Raw genomic sequence first — 16,218 nt, 5'->3', positions numbered from 1 at the left:
GGCCGGGCGCCGCGTGGTACGAACAAGATCGGCGCGGGCATTTTGCACCGCGCCGATTTTGCGGCAGAGTGAGGTCGTGGCCTTGTTCGCGGTGCTGTACTTCGTACTGTTCATCTTCTGGCTGTTGCTCATCAGCCGGGTGATCGTCGAGTTCATCCGGAGCTTCGCCCGCGACTGGCGTCCCACCGGGGTGGTCGTCGTGATCCTCGAGGTGATCTTCACCATCACCGATCCCCCCGTGAAGCTGCTGCGGCGGCTGATCCCGCCGGTCTCCCTGGGCGGAATCCGGCTCGATTTGTCGATTATGGTTCTGTTGTTCCTGGTCTTCATCCTGATGTCGGTGGTGAGCCGGCTCGGACAGCCGGTAGCGCCGGTGTGACAGAATGGGCCGTGAAGACTTGCCAGAGCCGCTAGATCTGCCAACGCGCGAAGGGATCCTTCCATGCCGCTGACCCCAGCCGATGTGCACAACGTCGCGTTCAGCAAACCGCCTATCGGGAAACGCGGCTACAACGAGGACGAAGTCGATGCTTTCCTGGATCTGGTGGAGCAGGAACTTTCCCGGTTGATCGAGGAGAATGCCGACCTTCGCCAGCGGGTTGCCGAACTCGATGCCGAATTGGCCGACGCCAAGTCCGGCCGCGGCCCGGCTCTGGGCAAACCGGTACAGCAGGCCCCGCCTCCGGAACCGATCAAACCCCCGGTCCAGGCCCCACCGTCGGCACCCATCCCGGTGGTCCCGGCCGTCCCGTCGGCCGCCGATGCCGCGGCCGACGCGAATATGCAGGCCGCCAAGGTGCTGAGCCTGGCGCAGGAGATGGCCGATCGGCTCACCAGCGATGCCAAGAGCGAAGCCGAGAATTTGCTGGCGAACGCGCGGGCCAATTCCGAGCGGATGGTCAACGACGCCCGGGTGCGGTCGGACGAGATGATCGCCGACGCGCGGCACAAGTCCGACGCCATGCTCAGCGACGCGCAGACCCGCTCGGACAGCCAGCTGCGCCAGGCGAAAGAGAAGGCCGACGCGCTGCAAGCCGACGCCGAGCGCAAGCACACCGAGATCATGGGAACCATCACCCAGCAGCGCAATGTGCTGGAGAGCCGGATCCAGACCCTGAAAACCTTCGAACGCGAGTACCGGGTGCGGCTCAAGTCGTATCTGGAATCGCAGCTCGAAGAGCTGGAGAACCGTGGTTCGGCCGTGCCGGTCGACGAGGGTGACTCCTTCGATACCGGGGCCAACCAGCTCGCTCCCGCCTCGTTCGGCAAAGGCGAGTAAACGCCCGATACCGCTGGGAGCGAACGGGCACCCGGCCTGCTGTTCTGGGGGTCATCATGCTTGTCCTGACACTGGCGCTGGCCACGATCGGCCTGGCCCTGCTGATCCTGTCCCTGGCCACCGGCTCGGTCATCTGGGCGTGGGGCTGCATCGCCGTATGCGTTGCCGGCGCTGTGGTGTTGCTGGCGAGCGCGCTGTCGATGCGCGCGCCCGACGAGGAACTGCCGCCGCGGGATCAGCACGCGAAGCGCTGACGAGAAAAACGGGCGAGAACCAAAACGTCCTTCCGGGTTGCGGGCGCTGCGGCTCCGCGGGCGGTTGTATAAGTGGTTGACCGTCCTGGTTAGAATCAAACCTGTAAGTTGGCGACGATCCGGCCATCACCGGGGAGCTTTCGGAAGAACGGCACCGCGCGGCACCCCGTATGCCGCGTACGCTCAGTAGAACCGAACGGGTGAGCCCGTCACAGCTCATAACGAGAGGTCCACCCGGTTCGCCGGGGCCGGACAAGCGGGGTGGTACCGCGGTTCCGGCGCACCCGTTGCGCCGCGATCGTCCCCGTGCCGAGATACCGCGCCCGCAGGGCGCGCCGGGCACGAGGAGATGTGTATCCGCGATGGCGGACGAGAAATCCAGTAGCAGCGCGTATCCGCGCGTCGATCTCGGCGGCGGATCCGGTGTGTCCTTCCCCGAGCTGGAACAGGCCGTGCTGGACACCTGGGCCGCCGACGGAACCTTCCGCGCCAGTATCGACAACCGGGCCGGCGCCGAGGAGTTCGTCTTCTACGACGGACCCCCGTTTGCCAACGGTCTGCCGCATTACGGTCATTTGCTGACCGGCTATGTCAAAGATGTCATCCCGCGTTTCCAGACCATGCGCGGTAAGCGGGTCGAGCGACGTTTCGGGTGGGACACCCACGGGCTGCCGGCGGAAATCGAAGCGGAAAAGCAGCTCGGTATCACGGACAAATCACAGATCGACTCGATGGGGCTCGCGGAATTCAATGCCGCGTGCAAGTCGTCGGTGCTCCGCTATACCGGTGAATGGCGCGATTATGTGACCCGGCAGGCCCGCTGGGTCGACTTCGACAACGACTACAAGACACTCGATCTCGACTTCATGGAGTCGGTGATGTGGGCGTTCAAGTCGCTCTACGACAAGGGCCTGATCTACCAGGGCTTCCGGGTGCTGCCCTACAGCTGGTACGAGCAGACGCCGCTGTCGAACCAGGAGGCCAAGCTCGACGACGCCTACCGGATGCGCCAGGACCCGGCGGTGACAGTGGATATGGTGCTCACGGTTCCCGCAGACCATCCGCTGCGTGATCTGGACGGCGCCAATGCGCTGATCTGGACCACCACCCCGTGGACGCTGCCGTCCAACCTGGCCGTCGCGGTACACCCGGACCTCCGGTACGTGCAGGTACGCGGCGCGGACGGCAAACGCTATGTCCTGGCGGCCGAGCGGGTCACCCACTATGCGCGCGAACTCGGCGAGCAGCCCGAGGTGCTCGGGGAGTACGACGGGGCCGCGCTGGTCGATCTGCGCTATACGCCGCCGTTCGGCTTCTTCGTCGGGCATCCGAATGCGCACCGGGTGCTCTCGGCCGACTATGTCACCACCGATTCCGGTACCGGCATCGTGCACATGGCACCCGCCTTCGGTGAAGAAGATATGGATGTCTGCAGTGCGAACGGTATCGAGCTGGTGCAGCCGCTCGATCCGGGCGGCAAGTTCACCTCCATGGTGCCGCCGTACGAGGGCCTCATGGTGTTCGACGCCAATCCGGTCATCATCAAAGACCTCAAGGCCGCCGGGAAACTGCTGCGGCAGGAGACCGTCGACCACTCCTATCCGCACAGCTGGCGTTCCGGACAGCCGCTGATCTATATGGCCGTGCCCTCCTGGTTCGTGGCGGTGACGCAGTTCCGCGAGCGCATGGTGGAGCTGAACAAACAGATCAGCTGGGTGCCCGAGCACATCCGCGACGGGCAGTTCGGCAAATGGCTCGAGAACGCGCGCGACTGGAACATCAGCCGGAACCGGTACTGGGGCAGCCCGATCCCGGTGTGGATGTCCGACGATCCCGCGTATCCGCGGATCGATGTCTACGGTTCGCTCGACGAACTCGAACGCGACTTCGGCGTGCGGCCCACGGATCTGCACCGTCCCGCGATCGACGAGCTGACCCGGCCCAACCCGGACGACCCGACCGGGCAGTCCACCATGCGCCGGGTGCCGGAGGTGCTGGACTGCTGGTTCGAATCGGGGTCCATGCCGTACGCGCAGGTCCACTTCCCGTTCGAGAACAAGGAGTGGTTCGACTCGCACTTCCCCGGCGATTTCATCGTCGAGTACAACGGCCAGACCCGCGGCTGGTTCTACAACCTGCACGTCCTGTCCACGGCATTGTTCGACAGCCCCGCGTTCAAGAACGTGGTCGCGCACGGCATCGTGCTCGGCGACGACGGGCTCAAGATGAGCAAGTCCAAGCGCAACTACCCGGATGTGAACGAGGTGTTCGACCGGGACGGCTCCGACGCCATGCGCTGGTTCCTGATGAGTTCGCCGATCCTGCGGGGCGGCAACCTCATCGTCACCGAGCGCGGTATCCGCGAAGGCGTGAGCCATGCGCTGCGGCCGCTGTGGAACGCGTGGACGTTCCTGCAGCTGTACGCCGCCGAACCCGGGGTGTGGCGGACGGATTCGCCCAACGCGCTGGATCGTTACATCCTGGCGAAGCTGGCGCAGACCCGCGATGTGATGACCGCGGCGCTGGAGGAGCTCGATATCGCCGGCGCCTGCGAGGAACTGCGTACCTTCGCCGACGCGCTGACGAACTGGTATGTGCGCCGGTCGCGTGCCCGGTTCTGGGCCGAGGACCGCGATGGGGTCGACACCCTGCACACGGTGCTCGAGGTGGTGACGCGGTTGGCGGCTCCGCTGCTGCCGCTGGTGACCGAGGTCATCTGGCGGGGGCTGACCGGTGAGCGTTCGGTGCATCTGACGGATTGGCCGGCCGCCGATACCCTCCCGCACGATCCGGAGCTGGTCGCCGCGATGGACGAGGCGCGCAGCGTGTGTTCGACCGTGCTGAGCCTGCGCAAGGCGCAGAAACTGCGGGTCCGGCTGCCGTTGGCGGAGGTGACGATCGCCGCCTCCGACGCGGAACGGCTGGCCCCCTACGCCGATATCATCGCCGACGAGGTGAACGTCAAGAAGGTCGACCTGACCACCGATGTCGCCGCGCACGGCCGATTCGAGCTGGCGGTCAACGCGCGTGCCGCCGGACCCCGCCTGGGCAAGGATGTGCAGCGGGTGATCAAGGCGGTCAAGGCGGGTGACTGGTCGGAGACCGCCGACGGGGTGGTCAGTGCGGCCGGGATCGAACTGCTGCCCGAGGAGTACACCCAGCGCCTGGTGGCGGCCGAACCGGAGTCCACCGCCGCCCTGCCCGGTAACGCGGGCCTGGTGGTGCTGAATTCGGTGGTCACCGAGGAATTGGAGGCCGAGGGCTGGGCCCGCGATGTCATCCGGGATCTGCAGGAGACCCGGAAATCGCTCGGCCTCGACGTCTCCGATCGCATCACCGCGACCCTCGAGGTGCCGGCCGACCGGCAGGACTGGGCGCGCACGCATCGTGAGTTGATCGCGGGGGAGATCCTGGCGGTCGAGCTGGAATTCGGACCGGCCGGTCCGGACGCCGCGGAGCTCACCGGCGGGGTGCGGGCCCGGATCGTCAGGGCGGGCTGAGCCGTTGCTGCCGGCCGGACCCGTCCGGTCGGCAGCGCATTCCCCGGTAGGCGACCGGTCTCGCGCCGAAGCTCTATTCGCCGCATTTCCCAGCGGTTTCCGCAGGTGCTTGTCCGGTAGGCCGGGCGTGGGATCTGTGCCCATGACCGGACCTGTCGGCGCGCACTAGGGTGAAGTCTTATGGCTTCGGACAATCCCGACGAGTGGTGGCAGCATTCCCCCGAGGGACAACAGAAGAGTTCCCCGTCGGGTCAGTGGCAGCAGGGGTACCCGGCCCAGGGTGGACAACAGGATCCGGGCGTGCAGTGGGGGCAGACCGCGGGCCACGGCCCGCATCCCACTCCGCAGCAGGGCGCGTGGGAGGTGCCGCCGCTGGGGAGCGGAGGATACGGCGGGCCGCCACCGAAGAACATCGGCCCCTTGATCGCGGTGCTGGTCGCCGTGGTGGTGCTGGTCCTTATCGGCGTCGTCGGGCTGGTGGCGCTGCAGTCGCGGGGTTCGGCGGAGAACACCGCGGCCGGATCCTCCACGGAAGTAACAGATTCCGTGCAGCCGTCGAGTTCGGCGCCCGCGACCTCCACCACCGCGACCACCAGTGCCCTGCCCTCCGCGGGTGAACCGGTGCTGCGTGAGGGACTGGCGCCGGTCGCCGTGCTCGGCCCGACCTGGCAGGCCGGTGAGAGCACCTACACGATGGCATTCAAGGACTGGCCCTTCGCTTTTCGGGCGCCCGGTTCCTGGGGATGTATGAAGGGGTCGATGGAGAAGATCCCGGACGCCCAGGCGTGGGGTTGTGTGGACGAGGGTAATTCCGCTGCGGGACAGAAGGTCAACCTCATCCTCCGCAAATGTCCAGCGACCTGTGACGCCGCCACGCAGACGCGTTTCAACACCGACTGGTTCGATGCGCCCGACAAGGCGCGGAAGTTCGACGACCGGACCTCCTATGTGGAGACCGCGGCCAATGAGGAAGGCAAGTTCACTGTGGATTTCAGCCGCTTCTTCGCGGCGGAACCGGGCGGTGAGCCGGTCTGGCAGGTGGGGGTCTACGTGGAGTCGCCGACGGCCACCAAAGATGTGGTTCTCAAGACGCTCAACGATGTGGCCACCCAAACGCAATAAACATTTTTGTGATGTTCATCACACGCTAGATGTTTGCTAGAAGCTTGTCGCCCTTCTGTGGGCCGGGCAAAATCATCCTCGATACCGCTGAGTCCGGTCCTCCGGACCACCGGGAACGGTGATCATTTCGTTCGGTTCTACCTGAGTGAAGTTGCGCCGGAGCCGATTCACCCGGCGCGACCCCTGTGGTTGGCGGTGTCCCCACCCTCTGTGGCGGATGCCGCGAGAAAACCGGGGCGCCGCGCGGTGTCCCGGGCACCGACGGGCAGAAGGGTGGGCAAGTGATCGGAAGTGCACTGCGCCGGGGGATCGCCGGCATGCTTTTCGCGACGGCCGTAGGCGCCGTCGCCGCCGCCCCCGGGTGGGCGCAGACCGGAAGCGGGGCCAGTGGATCGGCCTCCGGGTCCGGATCGCTCAGCGCCAGTGGATCGGCCGCGTTACCGGTCTCCAGCAGCAACGGGCTCGGCGCACTGGCCGCCGCGACCTCGCAGACCGGGAAGATGTACGAATGGGGCGCGACCGGCCCGGATACCTGGGACTGTTCCGGTCTCGTCCAGTGGGCTTTCCGTCAGGTGGGTGTCATGCTGCCGCGGACCACCTGGGAGCAGGCCGAAGTGGGTGCCTCGGTGCCGCGGTACGCGCTCTCGCCGGGTGATGTGATCATCATCAACTCCGACGCCTCCCATGTCGGGATCTACGCCGGGTTCGGCCAGGTGCTCAATGCCTACGGCGCCGGTGTACCGGTCGGGCTCAGCCCGCTCGACCAGTTCTACATCTACAGCATCCGCCGTTTCTGAGACTGCGGCGGCAACGTCGCCGCCGAACCGTGGTCAGTCGACCTGCCGGCGCAGCAGCGGCCCATAGTCGGGGTGGGCCAGCGCCGAGGCGAACTGCGCGATGAGATAGTCGCCGGGGTTTCCTGTGTCGTACCAGCGGCCCTGGATGACCTGCCCGTAGACCGCATGGTTGGCGGCATAGGCGTTGATGGAATCGGTCAGGTAGACCTCGCCGGTGCGGTGGGTGTACCAGTTCTCCGTCTGCGCCCGCAGTTCGTCGATGATTCCCGGCGTCACCACGTAGCCGCCGATCGCGGCGAAGGCCGAGGGGGCGTCCTCGGGTTTGGGTTTCTCCACCAGGCCCGATATGCGCAGCAGGCCGTCGTCCAGGTCCTCCCGGACCACCGGGACGCCGTAGCGCTGCGATTCGTTCGGATTCATCGGCATCAGTGCCAATACCGGGCAGCCCGTCGATTCGTAGGCGCGGATCAGCTGCTGTGCCCGTGGTTCCTCGGCGACGAAGACGTCGTCGGGCCACAGCACCAGCATCGGTTCGTCGGCGGCGGTGCGGGCCGCATTGAGTACCGGGGTCCCGTTCCCGTAGGGGCCGTGCTGGTCCAGATAGGTGATGTGACCCAGCCGGGACAGTTCGCCGACCTCTTCCACCGCGTCCGCGTAGGCGGTCTTGCCGTCGGCACGCAGCTGGGCAACCAGTGCGGGATTGGGTCGGAAATGGTCCTGGATCAGCGATTTTCCACCACTGACCACAATGGTGATATCGGTGATCCCGGAGGCCACCAGCTCACGCACCGTGTGCTCGATCACCGGCTTGTCGCCGACCGGCAGCATCTCCTTGGGGATCGCCTTGGTCAGCGGCAGCAGGCGGGAACCGATACCGGCAGCGGGAATGACGGCCTTACGGATCTTCATCGTCCGATCATCACATATCCGTCGGCCGGGGCGCGGTATCCCAGCCCGGTCCCACTCTCCCGGAAACGCCGGGTGGCCGGGTCGATCGTGGCGCGCGGGCGGCCCGGCGGCAAGGTCCCGTGACAGGTCGGTGGGCGGAGAGAACTCCCGGCAACCGGGCGGGGACCGGTCCGTATCCCGTCTGCTGTCGGTACGGCCGCGTACATTCTGCGCTCATGGACTCCACGGTCAGGGACAGCGGCCGCGGCGGGAGCGGCCGCCGCCGGGTGCCGCGGTGGTGGCCGGCCGGTGCACCACGAGCCGCTCCGTGGTGAGCGACCAGCATCCCGGTGCCGGCGCCGGACCGGCCCTGCCGCTGTTCGGCGAGACTTCCCGGCGCTGGGTGCTCCATATCGATATGGATGCCTTCTTCGCCTCCTGCGAACAGCTCACCCGGCCCACCCTGCGCGGCCGCCCGGTGCTGGTCGGCGGGACCGGCGCGCGCGGGGTGGTGGCCGGGGCGAGTTACGAGGCGCGGGTGTTCGGGGCGCGTTCGGCCATGCCGATGCAGCAGGCGCGGCGGCTGGTCGGGGTGTCGGCGGTGGTGGTCCCGCCGCGGGGTGCGCTGTACAGCGTGCTGAGCGGCCGGGTCTTCGACACCTTGCGTGCCCGGGTCCCGGTCCTGGAGACCCTGTCGTTCGACGAGGCGTTCGCCGAGCCGGCCGAACTGGCCGGGGCGAGTGCGGCGGAGGTGGCGGAGTTCTGCGCCGGACTGCGGGCCGCGGTGCGGGAGCGTACGGGCCTGGTCGCCTCGGTGGGCGCCGGCAGCGGGAAGCAGCTGGCCAAAATCGCCTCCGGCATGGCCAAACCCGATGGGATCCGGGTGATCGCGCCGGGTGAGCAGCAGGCGCTGCTGTCCGCGCTGCCGGTGCGCAAGCTCTGGGGTATCGGCCCGGTGGCCGAGGGCCGGCTGCGCACCCTAGGGATCGAAACCGTGGGCGCCTTCGCCGCGCTGCCGGAGGCCGAGGCGGTATCGATCCTGGGCGGCAGTATCGGCGCGGCGCTGCACCGTCTCGCCCGCGGTATCGACGATCGTCCGGTCACCGAACGTGCCGAGGCCAAACAGATCAGCGCCGAGACCACCTACGAACACGACATCGTCACCCTGGAGCGGTTGCGCCCGGCGATCACCGAGATGGCCGCCGCCGCGCACCGCCGGCTCGGCCGCGACGGCCGCGCCGCCCGGACCGTGGTGCTGAAGCTCCGGCGCGCCGATATGAGCATCACCACGCGTTCCACCACCCTGCCCTACGCCACCGAGGATCTGCCCACCCTGACCGCCGCCGCGCAGCGGGCCGCGATCGACCCGCGGGAGCTGGGCCCGATCCGGTTGGTCGGCGTCGGCTACGCCGGGCTGTCCACCATCCGGCAGGAATCACTGTTCCCGGAACTGGACCGGCTCGGCGGCGAGCCCGCCGAGGCGTCCGGGGTCGCGGAGGAACCGGGCGGCGCCCCGGATTCTCTGACGACGGCCGAAGAGAGCTCTGTGGATTCGGTAAGACATCCGGCGGGACCGGCGAGTTCCGTGGACACGACGGTCGGTTCGGTCCCGGCGCCCGGCGCTGCCACCGAAAACCCTCCCGGCTCGCGGGATTCCTGCGTTTCCGCTGGTGGCAGTGCGCTTTGGCGACCGGGTTCGGATGTGCGGCATCCCGTATTCGGATTCGGTTGGGTGCAGGGGGCGGGCCACGGACGAGTGACCGTCCGGTTCGAGACCCGCTCGACAGGACCGGGGATCGCGCGTACTTTCGCTGCCGACAATACGGAGTTGTGCTCAGCGGATCCGCTCGCCAGCTTGTCCTGAGGACCCGCCGGGTAGGTTGGTCCGGGCAGCGTCGCCGGTTCCGGTGGCTCTGTCGTAGTGCACGACACCGAACCCTCGAACGCAAAGGACGAGCAGTTGAAGCTTCGCAAGACCGGACGTATCGCGATCGCCGGCGTGGCCGCCGTGGCCGCGCTGACCCTGACGGCGTGTGGTAGCGATGATTCCGACTCGGACAGCAAGGCCGCCGGCACCACGTCCGCGGCGGCGGCCGCCTCGGAAGAGGCGTCCGATCTGCCGCCGGTGCCCACCGTGGCCGATCTGAACGCTCAACTCCAGCGCGCCCTCGACCCGGCCGTACCCAACGAGGAGAAGCTGGACATGGTGCAGGGCGCCGAAGCGGATCCGGAACTGCCGGGCAAATTGGCCCAGTTCTACACGGATTCGGGCGCCACCATCGAGGTCACCGAGGTCAACGATTTCGCCGACACCATCAACGCCAAGGCCAACTTCAAACTGGGCGACACCCAGAACGTGGTCGATGTCCCGTTCGTCGCCGAGGACGGTGTGTGGAAGGTCGAGAAGACCTGGACCTGCAATATGCTCGCCCAGGCCCAGGTGCAGTCCCCGGCCTGCGCGGCCTGATCCCACAGCGTGCAAACCAGCCGGTCCGCTATAAGCGGACCGGCTGGTCTCGTTCTATGACTTCGATGGGGTCGGTGAGCGCAGCCGCAGCGGTGTGCGCCGCCCCCGCTAGGATTGCGCCCCGTGGCTGACACGATGGTGGTGGCGGCGCCCGAGCCGACAGATCTCTCCGACGGTCCCCGATCCCGACCGCGGGGTGGCTGGGCGCGGCCGGTCGCGCTGGTGTCGGCGCTCATCGGAGCACTGCTGGCGATAGCGGTGCCCCTGCTGCCGGTCCGGGTCGACACCGCCGCACTGTCCTGGCCGCAGGACGATTCCGCCGCCTCGATCGAGGCCCCGCTGGTCGCGTACGCGCCGTTGGACTACACGGCCACTGTGCCGTGCGCGGCGATCCGGCAACTCGGGCCCGGCGGCGGGGTACTGACCGCCACCGCGCCCTACGGCGCACCCGATCTGGAACGCTACGGTTTCCTGGCCCGGGTCCGGCCCGCGACACCGGAGGCCGGGGCGCAACTCGACGTCGTCCTGCGCAACCAATCGCTGTTCAGCGTCCCGGTCGCGGAACTGCCCCCGAACTGCGAACTCGACGTGCGCGCCGGGATGACCGAATCCGTCGCCTCGCTCACCGGCGCGGAGCCGGTGGTGCTGAGCGGTGATTTCCGCCCCCAGCTGGTCGGTGTGTTCAGCGATCTGGCCGATCCCGCGGGTACCCGGGTCACCGCCGAGGTCGATAGCCGGTTCACCTCCAGCCCGACTCCGCTGAAACAGATCGCGATCTGGGTGGCCGTCGCCGCGACGCTGATCTCGCTGTTCGCGCTGCATCGGCTGGACAGCCTCGACGGGCGGCGCGCCCGCCGGTTCCTGCCGGCCCGGTGGTGGACCTTCCGTCCGGTCGATGTGGTGGTGCTGGGCACGCTGGTGCTCTGGCATTTCATCGGCGCCACCACCTCCGACGACGGCTACCAGTTCGGCATGGGCCGCACCTCGCAGGCCGCCGGTTATATGGCGAACTACTTCCGCTACTTCGGGGTCCCGGAGAATCCGGTCGGCACCCCGTATTACGACCTCATCGGCCTGATGGCCGATCTCACCACCGCCAGCCCCTGGGTGCGGCTGCCCGGTCTGCTGGCCGGCATCCTGGCCTGGCTGGTGATCAGTCGTGAGGTGGTGCCCCGGTTCGGGGCCGCGCTGCATCGCAGCCGGTTCGTCCCGTGGACCGGCGCGCTGGTGTTCCTGGCCGTCTGGCTGCCCTACAACAACGGGCTGCGGCCCGAGCCCATCGTGGCGCTCGGGGTGCTGCTCACCTGGTGCTCGGTCGAGCGCGGTATCGCCACCCGCCGCCTGCTGCCGTTCGCGGTGGCCATCCTGATCGCCGCCTTCAGCTGCACCGCCGGCCCACACGGCATCATCTGCCTGGCCGCCCTGCTGGCCGGATTGCGGCCGCTGATCAAGATTCTCGCCGCCCGCGCGCCGCGGATCGGCCGGCTCGCGCAAGTGCTGCCGTTGGTCGCCGCGGGTGTCCTCGTGCTGGTGGTGGCCTTCGCCGACCAGCCGCTGCGCGCCATGATGGAAATGCGCCGGGTGCACGAACTGGCCGGCCCGCACGTGCTCTGGTTCGACGAATACCTGCGCTACCAATACCTGTTCATGGGTACGGTCGACGGTTCGGTGGCCCGCCGCTTCGGGATCTTCGTGATGATCGCCGGGCTGGCGGTGTGCCTGCTCACCCTGCTGCGTAAGGGCGGCCGGATCCCCACCGCCGCGGTGGGACCGTCGCGGCGCATCCTCGGAGTCACCGTCGGCGCCATGGCGCTGATGATGACCACCCCGACCAAATGGACCCACCACCTCGGTGTCTTCGCCGGGCTGGCCGGCGCGGTGGCGGTGTTGACGGCCGTCGCGATCGGGCCGCGGGTCATGCGCGCGCCACGCAATCGGGCACTGTTCGCCGCCGCGGTGTCGTTCCTGCTGGCTCTCGTGTTCGCCGGCCCCAACGGCTGGTGGTACGTCTCCTCCTACAGCGTCCCGTGGTGGGACAAACAGCCCTCGGTGGCCGGTGTCGCCTTCAACAAGGTCTTCCTGCTGGGCGCGGTGGCACTGTTGGCGCTGGCGGCGTGGTGGCATGTGCGGGCACCCGACGACGGACAGCACCGGATCTCGCGCTGGGGCTGGCGGTTCGCCAAGGTGCCGGCCCTGACGGTGGCCGCCGCGTTCATGGTGCTGTTCGAGGTGGCGTCGTTCGCGAAGGGCGCAGTCTCCCAGTATCCGGCCTTCTCGCTGGCGAGTTCGAACCTGACCGCTCTCGCCGGGAACACCTGCGGACTGGCCCCGCACGTGCTGGTGGAGACCGACCCCAACCGCGGCATGCTCACCCCGCTCTCCGGTGATCCCGCCTCGGCCCTGGCCGGTACCGGAACGGGTTTCAGCCCCACCGGAGTCGCGGCGGACCTGAGCGCCGATGCCGAGGAAGGCGCCGACGCCGCCATCGCCGATTCGGTGGGCGCCGCGACCGCGGGCACCGGTGTCGCGACCGAAACCGACAGTCCCGCATTGCCGTTCGGCCTGGATCCGGGGACTCCGGTCCTGGGCAGCGATCACGCCGACGGCCCGGCCCAACTGACCTCCGGCTGGTATCGGCTGCCACCCGTCGCCGACCGCGCGGATATTCTCGCCCTCAGCGCCGCGGGCCGTATCTGGTCGCAGGACACCGACGGTGTGGTGACCCACGGACAGTCCCTGGAACTGGAATTCGGCTCCACCACCGCGCCGGGCGGTTCGGCCGCGGACCCCGTACCGCTGCGCCGGGTCAATCCCATCGATATCGGCCCGGCGCCGTCGTGGCGTAACCTGCGGGTCCCGCTGGCACCCTACGCCGATGCCGACACCGTGCGCGTCGTGGCCGCCGACCGCGATCGCGATCCACGCCAGTGGCTGGCCTTCACCCCGCCGCGGATGCCGCAGACCCAGGACCTGAACACGGTCGTCGGATCCGACGATCCGGTGCTGCTGGATTGGGCGGTGGGCCTGCAGTTCCCGTGCCAGCGGCCCTTCGACCACCGCATCGGGATCGCCGAGGTGCCGAAATACCGCATCCTGCCGGACCGGATCGGCGCGAACGACACCAACCTGTGGCAGAACCACGACGGTGGTGGCCCGCTGGGCTGGACCGGTCTGCTGCTGCACGCCCGCACCCTGCCGACCTACCTCGATCAGGACTGGGACCGCGATTGGGGACAGCTGCAACAGTTCCTGCCCATCGACCCCGACACCGTCCCGGCCCGTCCGCGTACGACGCAGGAGGATCACTCCGGGACCTGGACGCCCGGCCCGATCAACGTCGCCTGGTGAGCCGCGCGCCGCGGCTGGCTACTCTGACAGCCATGTCGACAACTGTGCAGTCCGTCGGAATGCCCGGTCTCACTGCCGCGGAGGTGGCGCAGCGCCGGCGCGACGGGCTCACCAACGATGTACCGGACCGGGCCGGCCGCTCGGTGCGCGATATCGTCCGGGCGAATGTGTTCACCCGGATCAATGCCATCCTGGGTGTGCTGTTCGTCCTGGTGATGGCCACCGGATCGGTGATCGACGGAATGTTCGGGCTGCTGATCGTGGCCAACAGCGCGGTCGGCATCGTGCAGGAGATCCGGGCCAAACGCACCCTGGACCGGTTGGCCATCGTCGGGCAGGCGAAACCGACTGTGCGCCGGGACGGTAGGTCCGAACAGGTCGCGCCCGGTGAGGTCGTTCTCGACGATCTCATCGAACTCGGGCCGGGTGACCAGATCGTGGTCGACGGCGAGGTGGTCGAAGCCGAACTGCTCGAGATCGACGAATCGCTGCTCACCGGCGAATCCGACGATGTCGCCAAGGAACCCGGCGCGCAGGTGCTCTCGGGCAGCTACGTGGTGTCCGGTTCGGGCGCCTACCGGGCGACCAAGGTCGGCAAGGACGCCTACGCCGCCGAACTGGCCGAGGAGGCCAGCAAGTTCACCCTGGTGAACTCCGAACTGCGCAACGGTATCGACACCATCCTCAAGGTCATCACCTATCTGCTCATCCCCGCCGGTGCCCTGAGCATCTACAACCAGCTGGTGTCCAGCGGAGAGTCCTGGCGGCCGGCCGTCACCGGGATGGTGGCCGCGCTGGTGCCGATGGTGCCCGAGGGCCTGGTGCTCATGACCTCGATCGCGTTCGCGGTCGGTGTGGTACGGCTGGGACAGCGCAAATGCCTGGTCCAGGAACTGCCCGCCATCGAGGGACTGGCCCGGGTGGATGTGGTGTGCGCGGACAAGACCGGCACCCTCACCGAGAACGGTATGCGCCTGGCCGAGCTCCGGATGATCGACACCGGTCCGGACGCCGAGGACCGGGCCCGGCAGGCGCTGGCCGCCATGGCCGCCGACGATCCCCGGCCCAATACCAGCGTCGCGGCCATCGCCGAAGCACTCCCCGGGGCACCCGGGTGGAAGTACACGGCCGTGGCGCCGTTCTCCTCGGCCAAGAAGTGGAGCGGTTTCTCCTACGGGGAGCACGGGGACTGGCTGCTGGGCGCACCCGATGTGCTGCTCGACGCCGGATCGGCCGATGCCCGCGCCGCCGAGGAACTCGGCGCCACCGGCCTGCGCGTCCTGTTGCTCGCCCGCGGCGACCGCGCGGTGGACGCGACCGGCGCCCCCGGCGCCATCACCCCGGTCGCCCTGGTGGTCCTCGAACAGAAAGTACGGCCCGACGCCCGCGCCACCCTGGACTACTTCGCGAGCCAGGACGTGTCGATCAAGGTGATCTCCGGGGACAACGCCGTCTCGGTGGGCGCGGTCGCCTCCTCCCTGGACCTGCCCGGCGGCGACCACGCCGTCGACGCGCGGACCCTGCCCGAGGACCGCGCCGGACTCGCCGGCGTGCTGGAGGAGCGGACCACCTTCGGGCGGGTCCGCCCCGACCAGAAGCGGGCCATGGTCGGCGCGCTGCAATCCCGCGGGCACACCGTGGCCATGACCGGCGACGGCGTCAACGACGTGCTGGCACTCAAGGACGCCGATATCGGTGTGGCCATGGGCGCGGGCAGCCCCGCCACCCGGGCGGTCGCGCAGATCGTGCTGCTGGACAACAAATTCGCCACCCTGCCGTACGTGGTGGGTGAGGGCCGCCGGGTGATCGGCAATATCGAACGGGTCTCCAACCTGTTCCTGACCAAAACCGTCTACTCGGTGCTGCTGGCCTTCCTGATCGGCGTCGCCGGTGTGGGCTCGCAGATCTTCGGCTACGAACCCATCGGCTACCCGTTCCTGCCCCGGCACGTGACAATCGCGGCCTGGTTCACCATCGGTATCCCCGCCTTCATCCTCTCGCTGGCCCCGAACAACGAACGGGCCCGCACCGGATTCGTCGGCCGGGTGATGCGGCTGGCGATCCCCTCGGGTGTGGTCATCGGTACCGCGACCTTCGTCGCCTACCTCATCGCCTACGCCGGCCCCGAAGCCAGCGAACAGCAGAAGATGCAGGCCGGCACCACCGCGCTCATCACCCTGATCATGATCGCGGTCTGGGTGCTCGCGATCGTCGCCCGCCCCTACACCTGGTGGAAGGTCGTGCTGATCGCGGTCTCGGTGGCGGCCTACCTGGTGCTCTTCACGGTCCCCTTCACCCGTGAATTCTTCGCACTGGACCCGTCCAACCTGCGCCTGACCACCGCCGCGTTCGCCTGCGGTGCGGTAGGGATCGTGCTGGTGGAGGTCGCCTGGTGGGTCGGGGCGAGTATGCGGGGAGAGTCGCACAAGCTGATTCCTGCGGCGCCCGGCGAAGCCTGAGCCGGGGCGGGCTCGCTGGCGGTCAGGGGCCGTTGTGAACCAGCCGGTGAAGCCAGGACGTGAACTTTTTCGTGAAGGTGCTGTATTTTTGGCGCGCTGGCGCG

At 68.3% G+C, this 16,218-nt stretch carries 11 protein-coding genes; 10 read left to right on the top strand and 1 reads right to left on the bottom strand.

Annotated elements, in window-relative coordinates:
- The first annotated feature begins 76 nt into the window (after positions 1–76).
- The 6 genes from NF4_RS12545 (at position 77) to NF4_RS12520 (ending at position 6,952) form a co-directional block, all read left to right on the top strand.
- The gene (locus tag NF4_RS12545; RefSeq protein ID WP_030523839.1) at positions 77–379 is read left to right on the top strand and encodes a YggT family protein; all 303 of its coding nucleotides are present in this window, start codon (positions 77–79) and stop codon (positions 377–379) included.
- Positions 380–442: 63 nt separating this feature from the next.
- The gene (gene wag31, locus NF4_RS12540; protein ID WP_063127513.1) at positions 443–1,279 is read left to right on the top strand and encodes a DivIVA-like cell division protein Wag31; all 837 of its coding nucleotides are present in this window, start codon (positions 443–445) and stop codon (positions 1,277–1,279) included.
- A gap of 56 nt (positions 1,280–1,335) precedes the next feature.
- Positions 1,336–1,533: a hypothetical protein gene (locus NF4_RS12535; protein ID WP_030523837.1), complete on the top strand. Its 198-nt coding sequence runs from the start codon at positions 1,336–1,338 to the stop codon at positions 1,531–1,533.
- A 362-nt stretch (positions 1,534–1,895) separates the two neighbouring features.
- Entirely contained in the window at positions 1,896–5,033 is a 3,138-nt protein-coding gene (gene ileS / locus NF4_RS12530) for an isoleucine--tRNA ligase (protein ID WP_063127511.1), read from the top strand.
- Positions 5,034–5,213: 180 nt separating this feature from the next.
- Positions 5,214–6,155 carry a hypothetical protein gene (locus NF4_RS12525; protein ID WP_063127509.1) on the top strand — a complete coding sequence of 314 codons (942 nt, stop codon included), beginning with the start codon at positions 5,214–5,216 and terminating at the stop codon, positions 6,153–6,155.
- 317 nt (positions 6,156–6,472) lie between these two features.
- Positions 6,473–6,952 (top strand): NlpC/P60 family protein, encoded by a 480-nt coding sequence (locus NF4_RS12520; RefSeq protein WP_030523834.1) that lies wholly within the window; start codon positions 6,473–6,475, stop codon positions 6,950–6,952.
- 33 nt (positions 6,953–6,985) lie between these two features.
- Here NF4_RS12520 and NF4_RS12515 read toward each other — a convergent pair whose 3' ends face one another.
- Positions 6,986–7,861, bottom strand: coding sequence for a UTP--glucose-1-phosphate uridylyltransferase (locus tag NF4_RS12515; protein WP_063036358.1), 876 nt, complete (start codon positions 7,859–7,861; stop codon positions 6,986–6,988).
- 382 nt (positions 7,862–8,243) lie between these two features.
- Between NF4_RS12515 and NF4_RS12510 the strand changes: the two genes are divergently transcribed.
- The 4 genes from NF4_RS12510 to NF4_RS12495 all read left to right on the top strand — a co-directional run bounded on the left by NF4_RS12510 (position 8,244) and on the right by NF4_RS12495 (position 16,114).
- Complete coding sequence (locus NF4_RS12510; RefSeq protein ID WP_063127544.1) at positions 8,244–9,704, top strand: DNA polymerase IV; 1,461 nt, start codon at positions 8,244–8,246, stop codon at positions 9,702–9,704.
- A 96-nt stretch (positions 9,705–9,800) separates the two neighbouring features.
- Complete coding sequence (locus NF4_RS12505) at positions 9,801–10,307, top strand: WKL family lipoprotein (RefSeq protein WP_063127541.1); 507 nt, start codon at positions 9,801–9,803, stop codon at positions 10,305–10,307.
- A 135-nt stretch (positions 10,308–10,442) separates the two neighbouring features.
- On the top strand, positions 10,443–13,655 hold the full coding sequence (locus NF4_RS12500; RefSeq protein ID WP_063127507.1) for an arabinosyltransferase domain-containing protein: 3,213 nt from the start codon (positions 10,443–10,445) through the stop codon (positions 13,653–13,655).
- A gap of 32 nt (positions 13,656–13,687) precedes the next feature.
- Positions 13,688–16,114: an HAD-IC family P-type ATPase gene (locus NF4_RS12495; RefSeq protein WP_063127506.1), complete on the top strand. Its 2,427-nt coding sequence runs from the start codon at positions 13,688–13,690 to the stop codon at positions 16,112–16,114.
- Positions 16,115–16,218: the final 104 nt, after the last annotated feature.

It is taken from the genome of Nocardia fusca NBRC 14340 (genome assembly GCF_001618425.1).
In the GTDB taxonomy this organism is placed as follows: Bacteria; Actinomycetota; Actinomycetes; order Mycobacteriales; family Mycobacteriaceae; genus Nocardia; species Nocardia fusca.
Note: the sequence above shows the minus strand (reverse complement) of the source record. Positions and strands in the feature narration are given on the sequence as shown.

Coding starts and splice junctions, on each gene's coding strand:
- NF4_RS12535 (WP_030523837.1), top strand. CDS start 1,336: ATGCTTGTCCTGACACTGGCGCTGGCCACGATCGGCCTGGCCCTGCTG.
- NF4_RS12520 (WP_030523834.1), top strand. CDS start 6,473: ATGCTTTTCGCGACGGCCGTAGGCGCCGTCGCCGCCGCCCCCGGGTGG.
- NF4_RS12515 (WP_063036358.1), bottom strand. CDS start 7,861: ATGAAGATCCGTAAGGCCGTCATTCCCGCTGCCGGTATCGGTTCCCGC.
- NF4_RS12495 (WP_063127506.1), top strand. CDS start 13,688: ATGTCGACAACTGTGCAGTCCGTCGGAATGCCCGGTCTCACTGCCGCG.
- NF4_RS12500 (WP_063127507.1), top strand. CDS start 10,443: ATGGTGGTGGCGGCGCCCGAGCCGACAGATCTCTCCGACGGTCCCCGA.
- ileS (WP_063127511.1), top strand. CDS start 1,896: ATGGCGGACGAGAAATCCAGTAGCAGCGCGTATCCGCGCGTCGATCTC.
- wag31 (WP_063127513.1), top strand. CDS start 443: ATGCCGCTGACCCCAGCCGATGTGCACAACGTCGCGTTCAGCAAACCG.
- NF4_RS12525 (WP_063127509.1), top strand. CDS start 5,214: ATGGCTTCGGACAATCCCGACGAGTGGTGGCAGCATTCCCCCGAGGGA.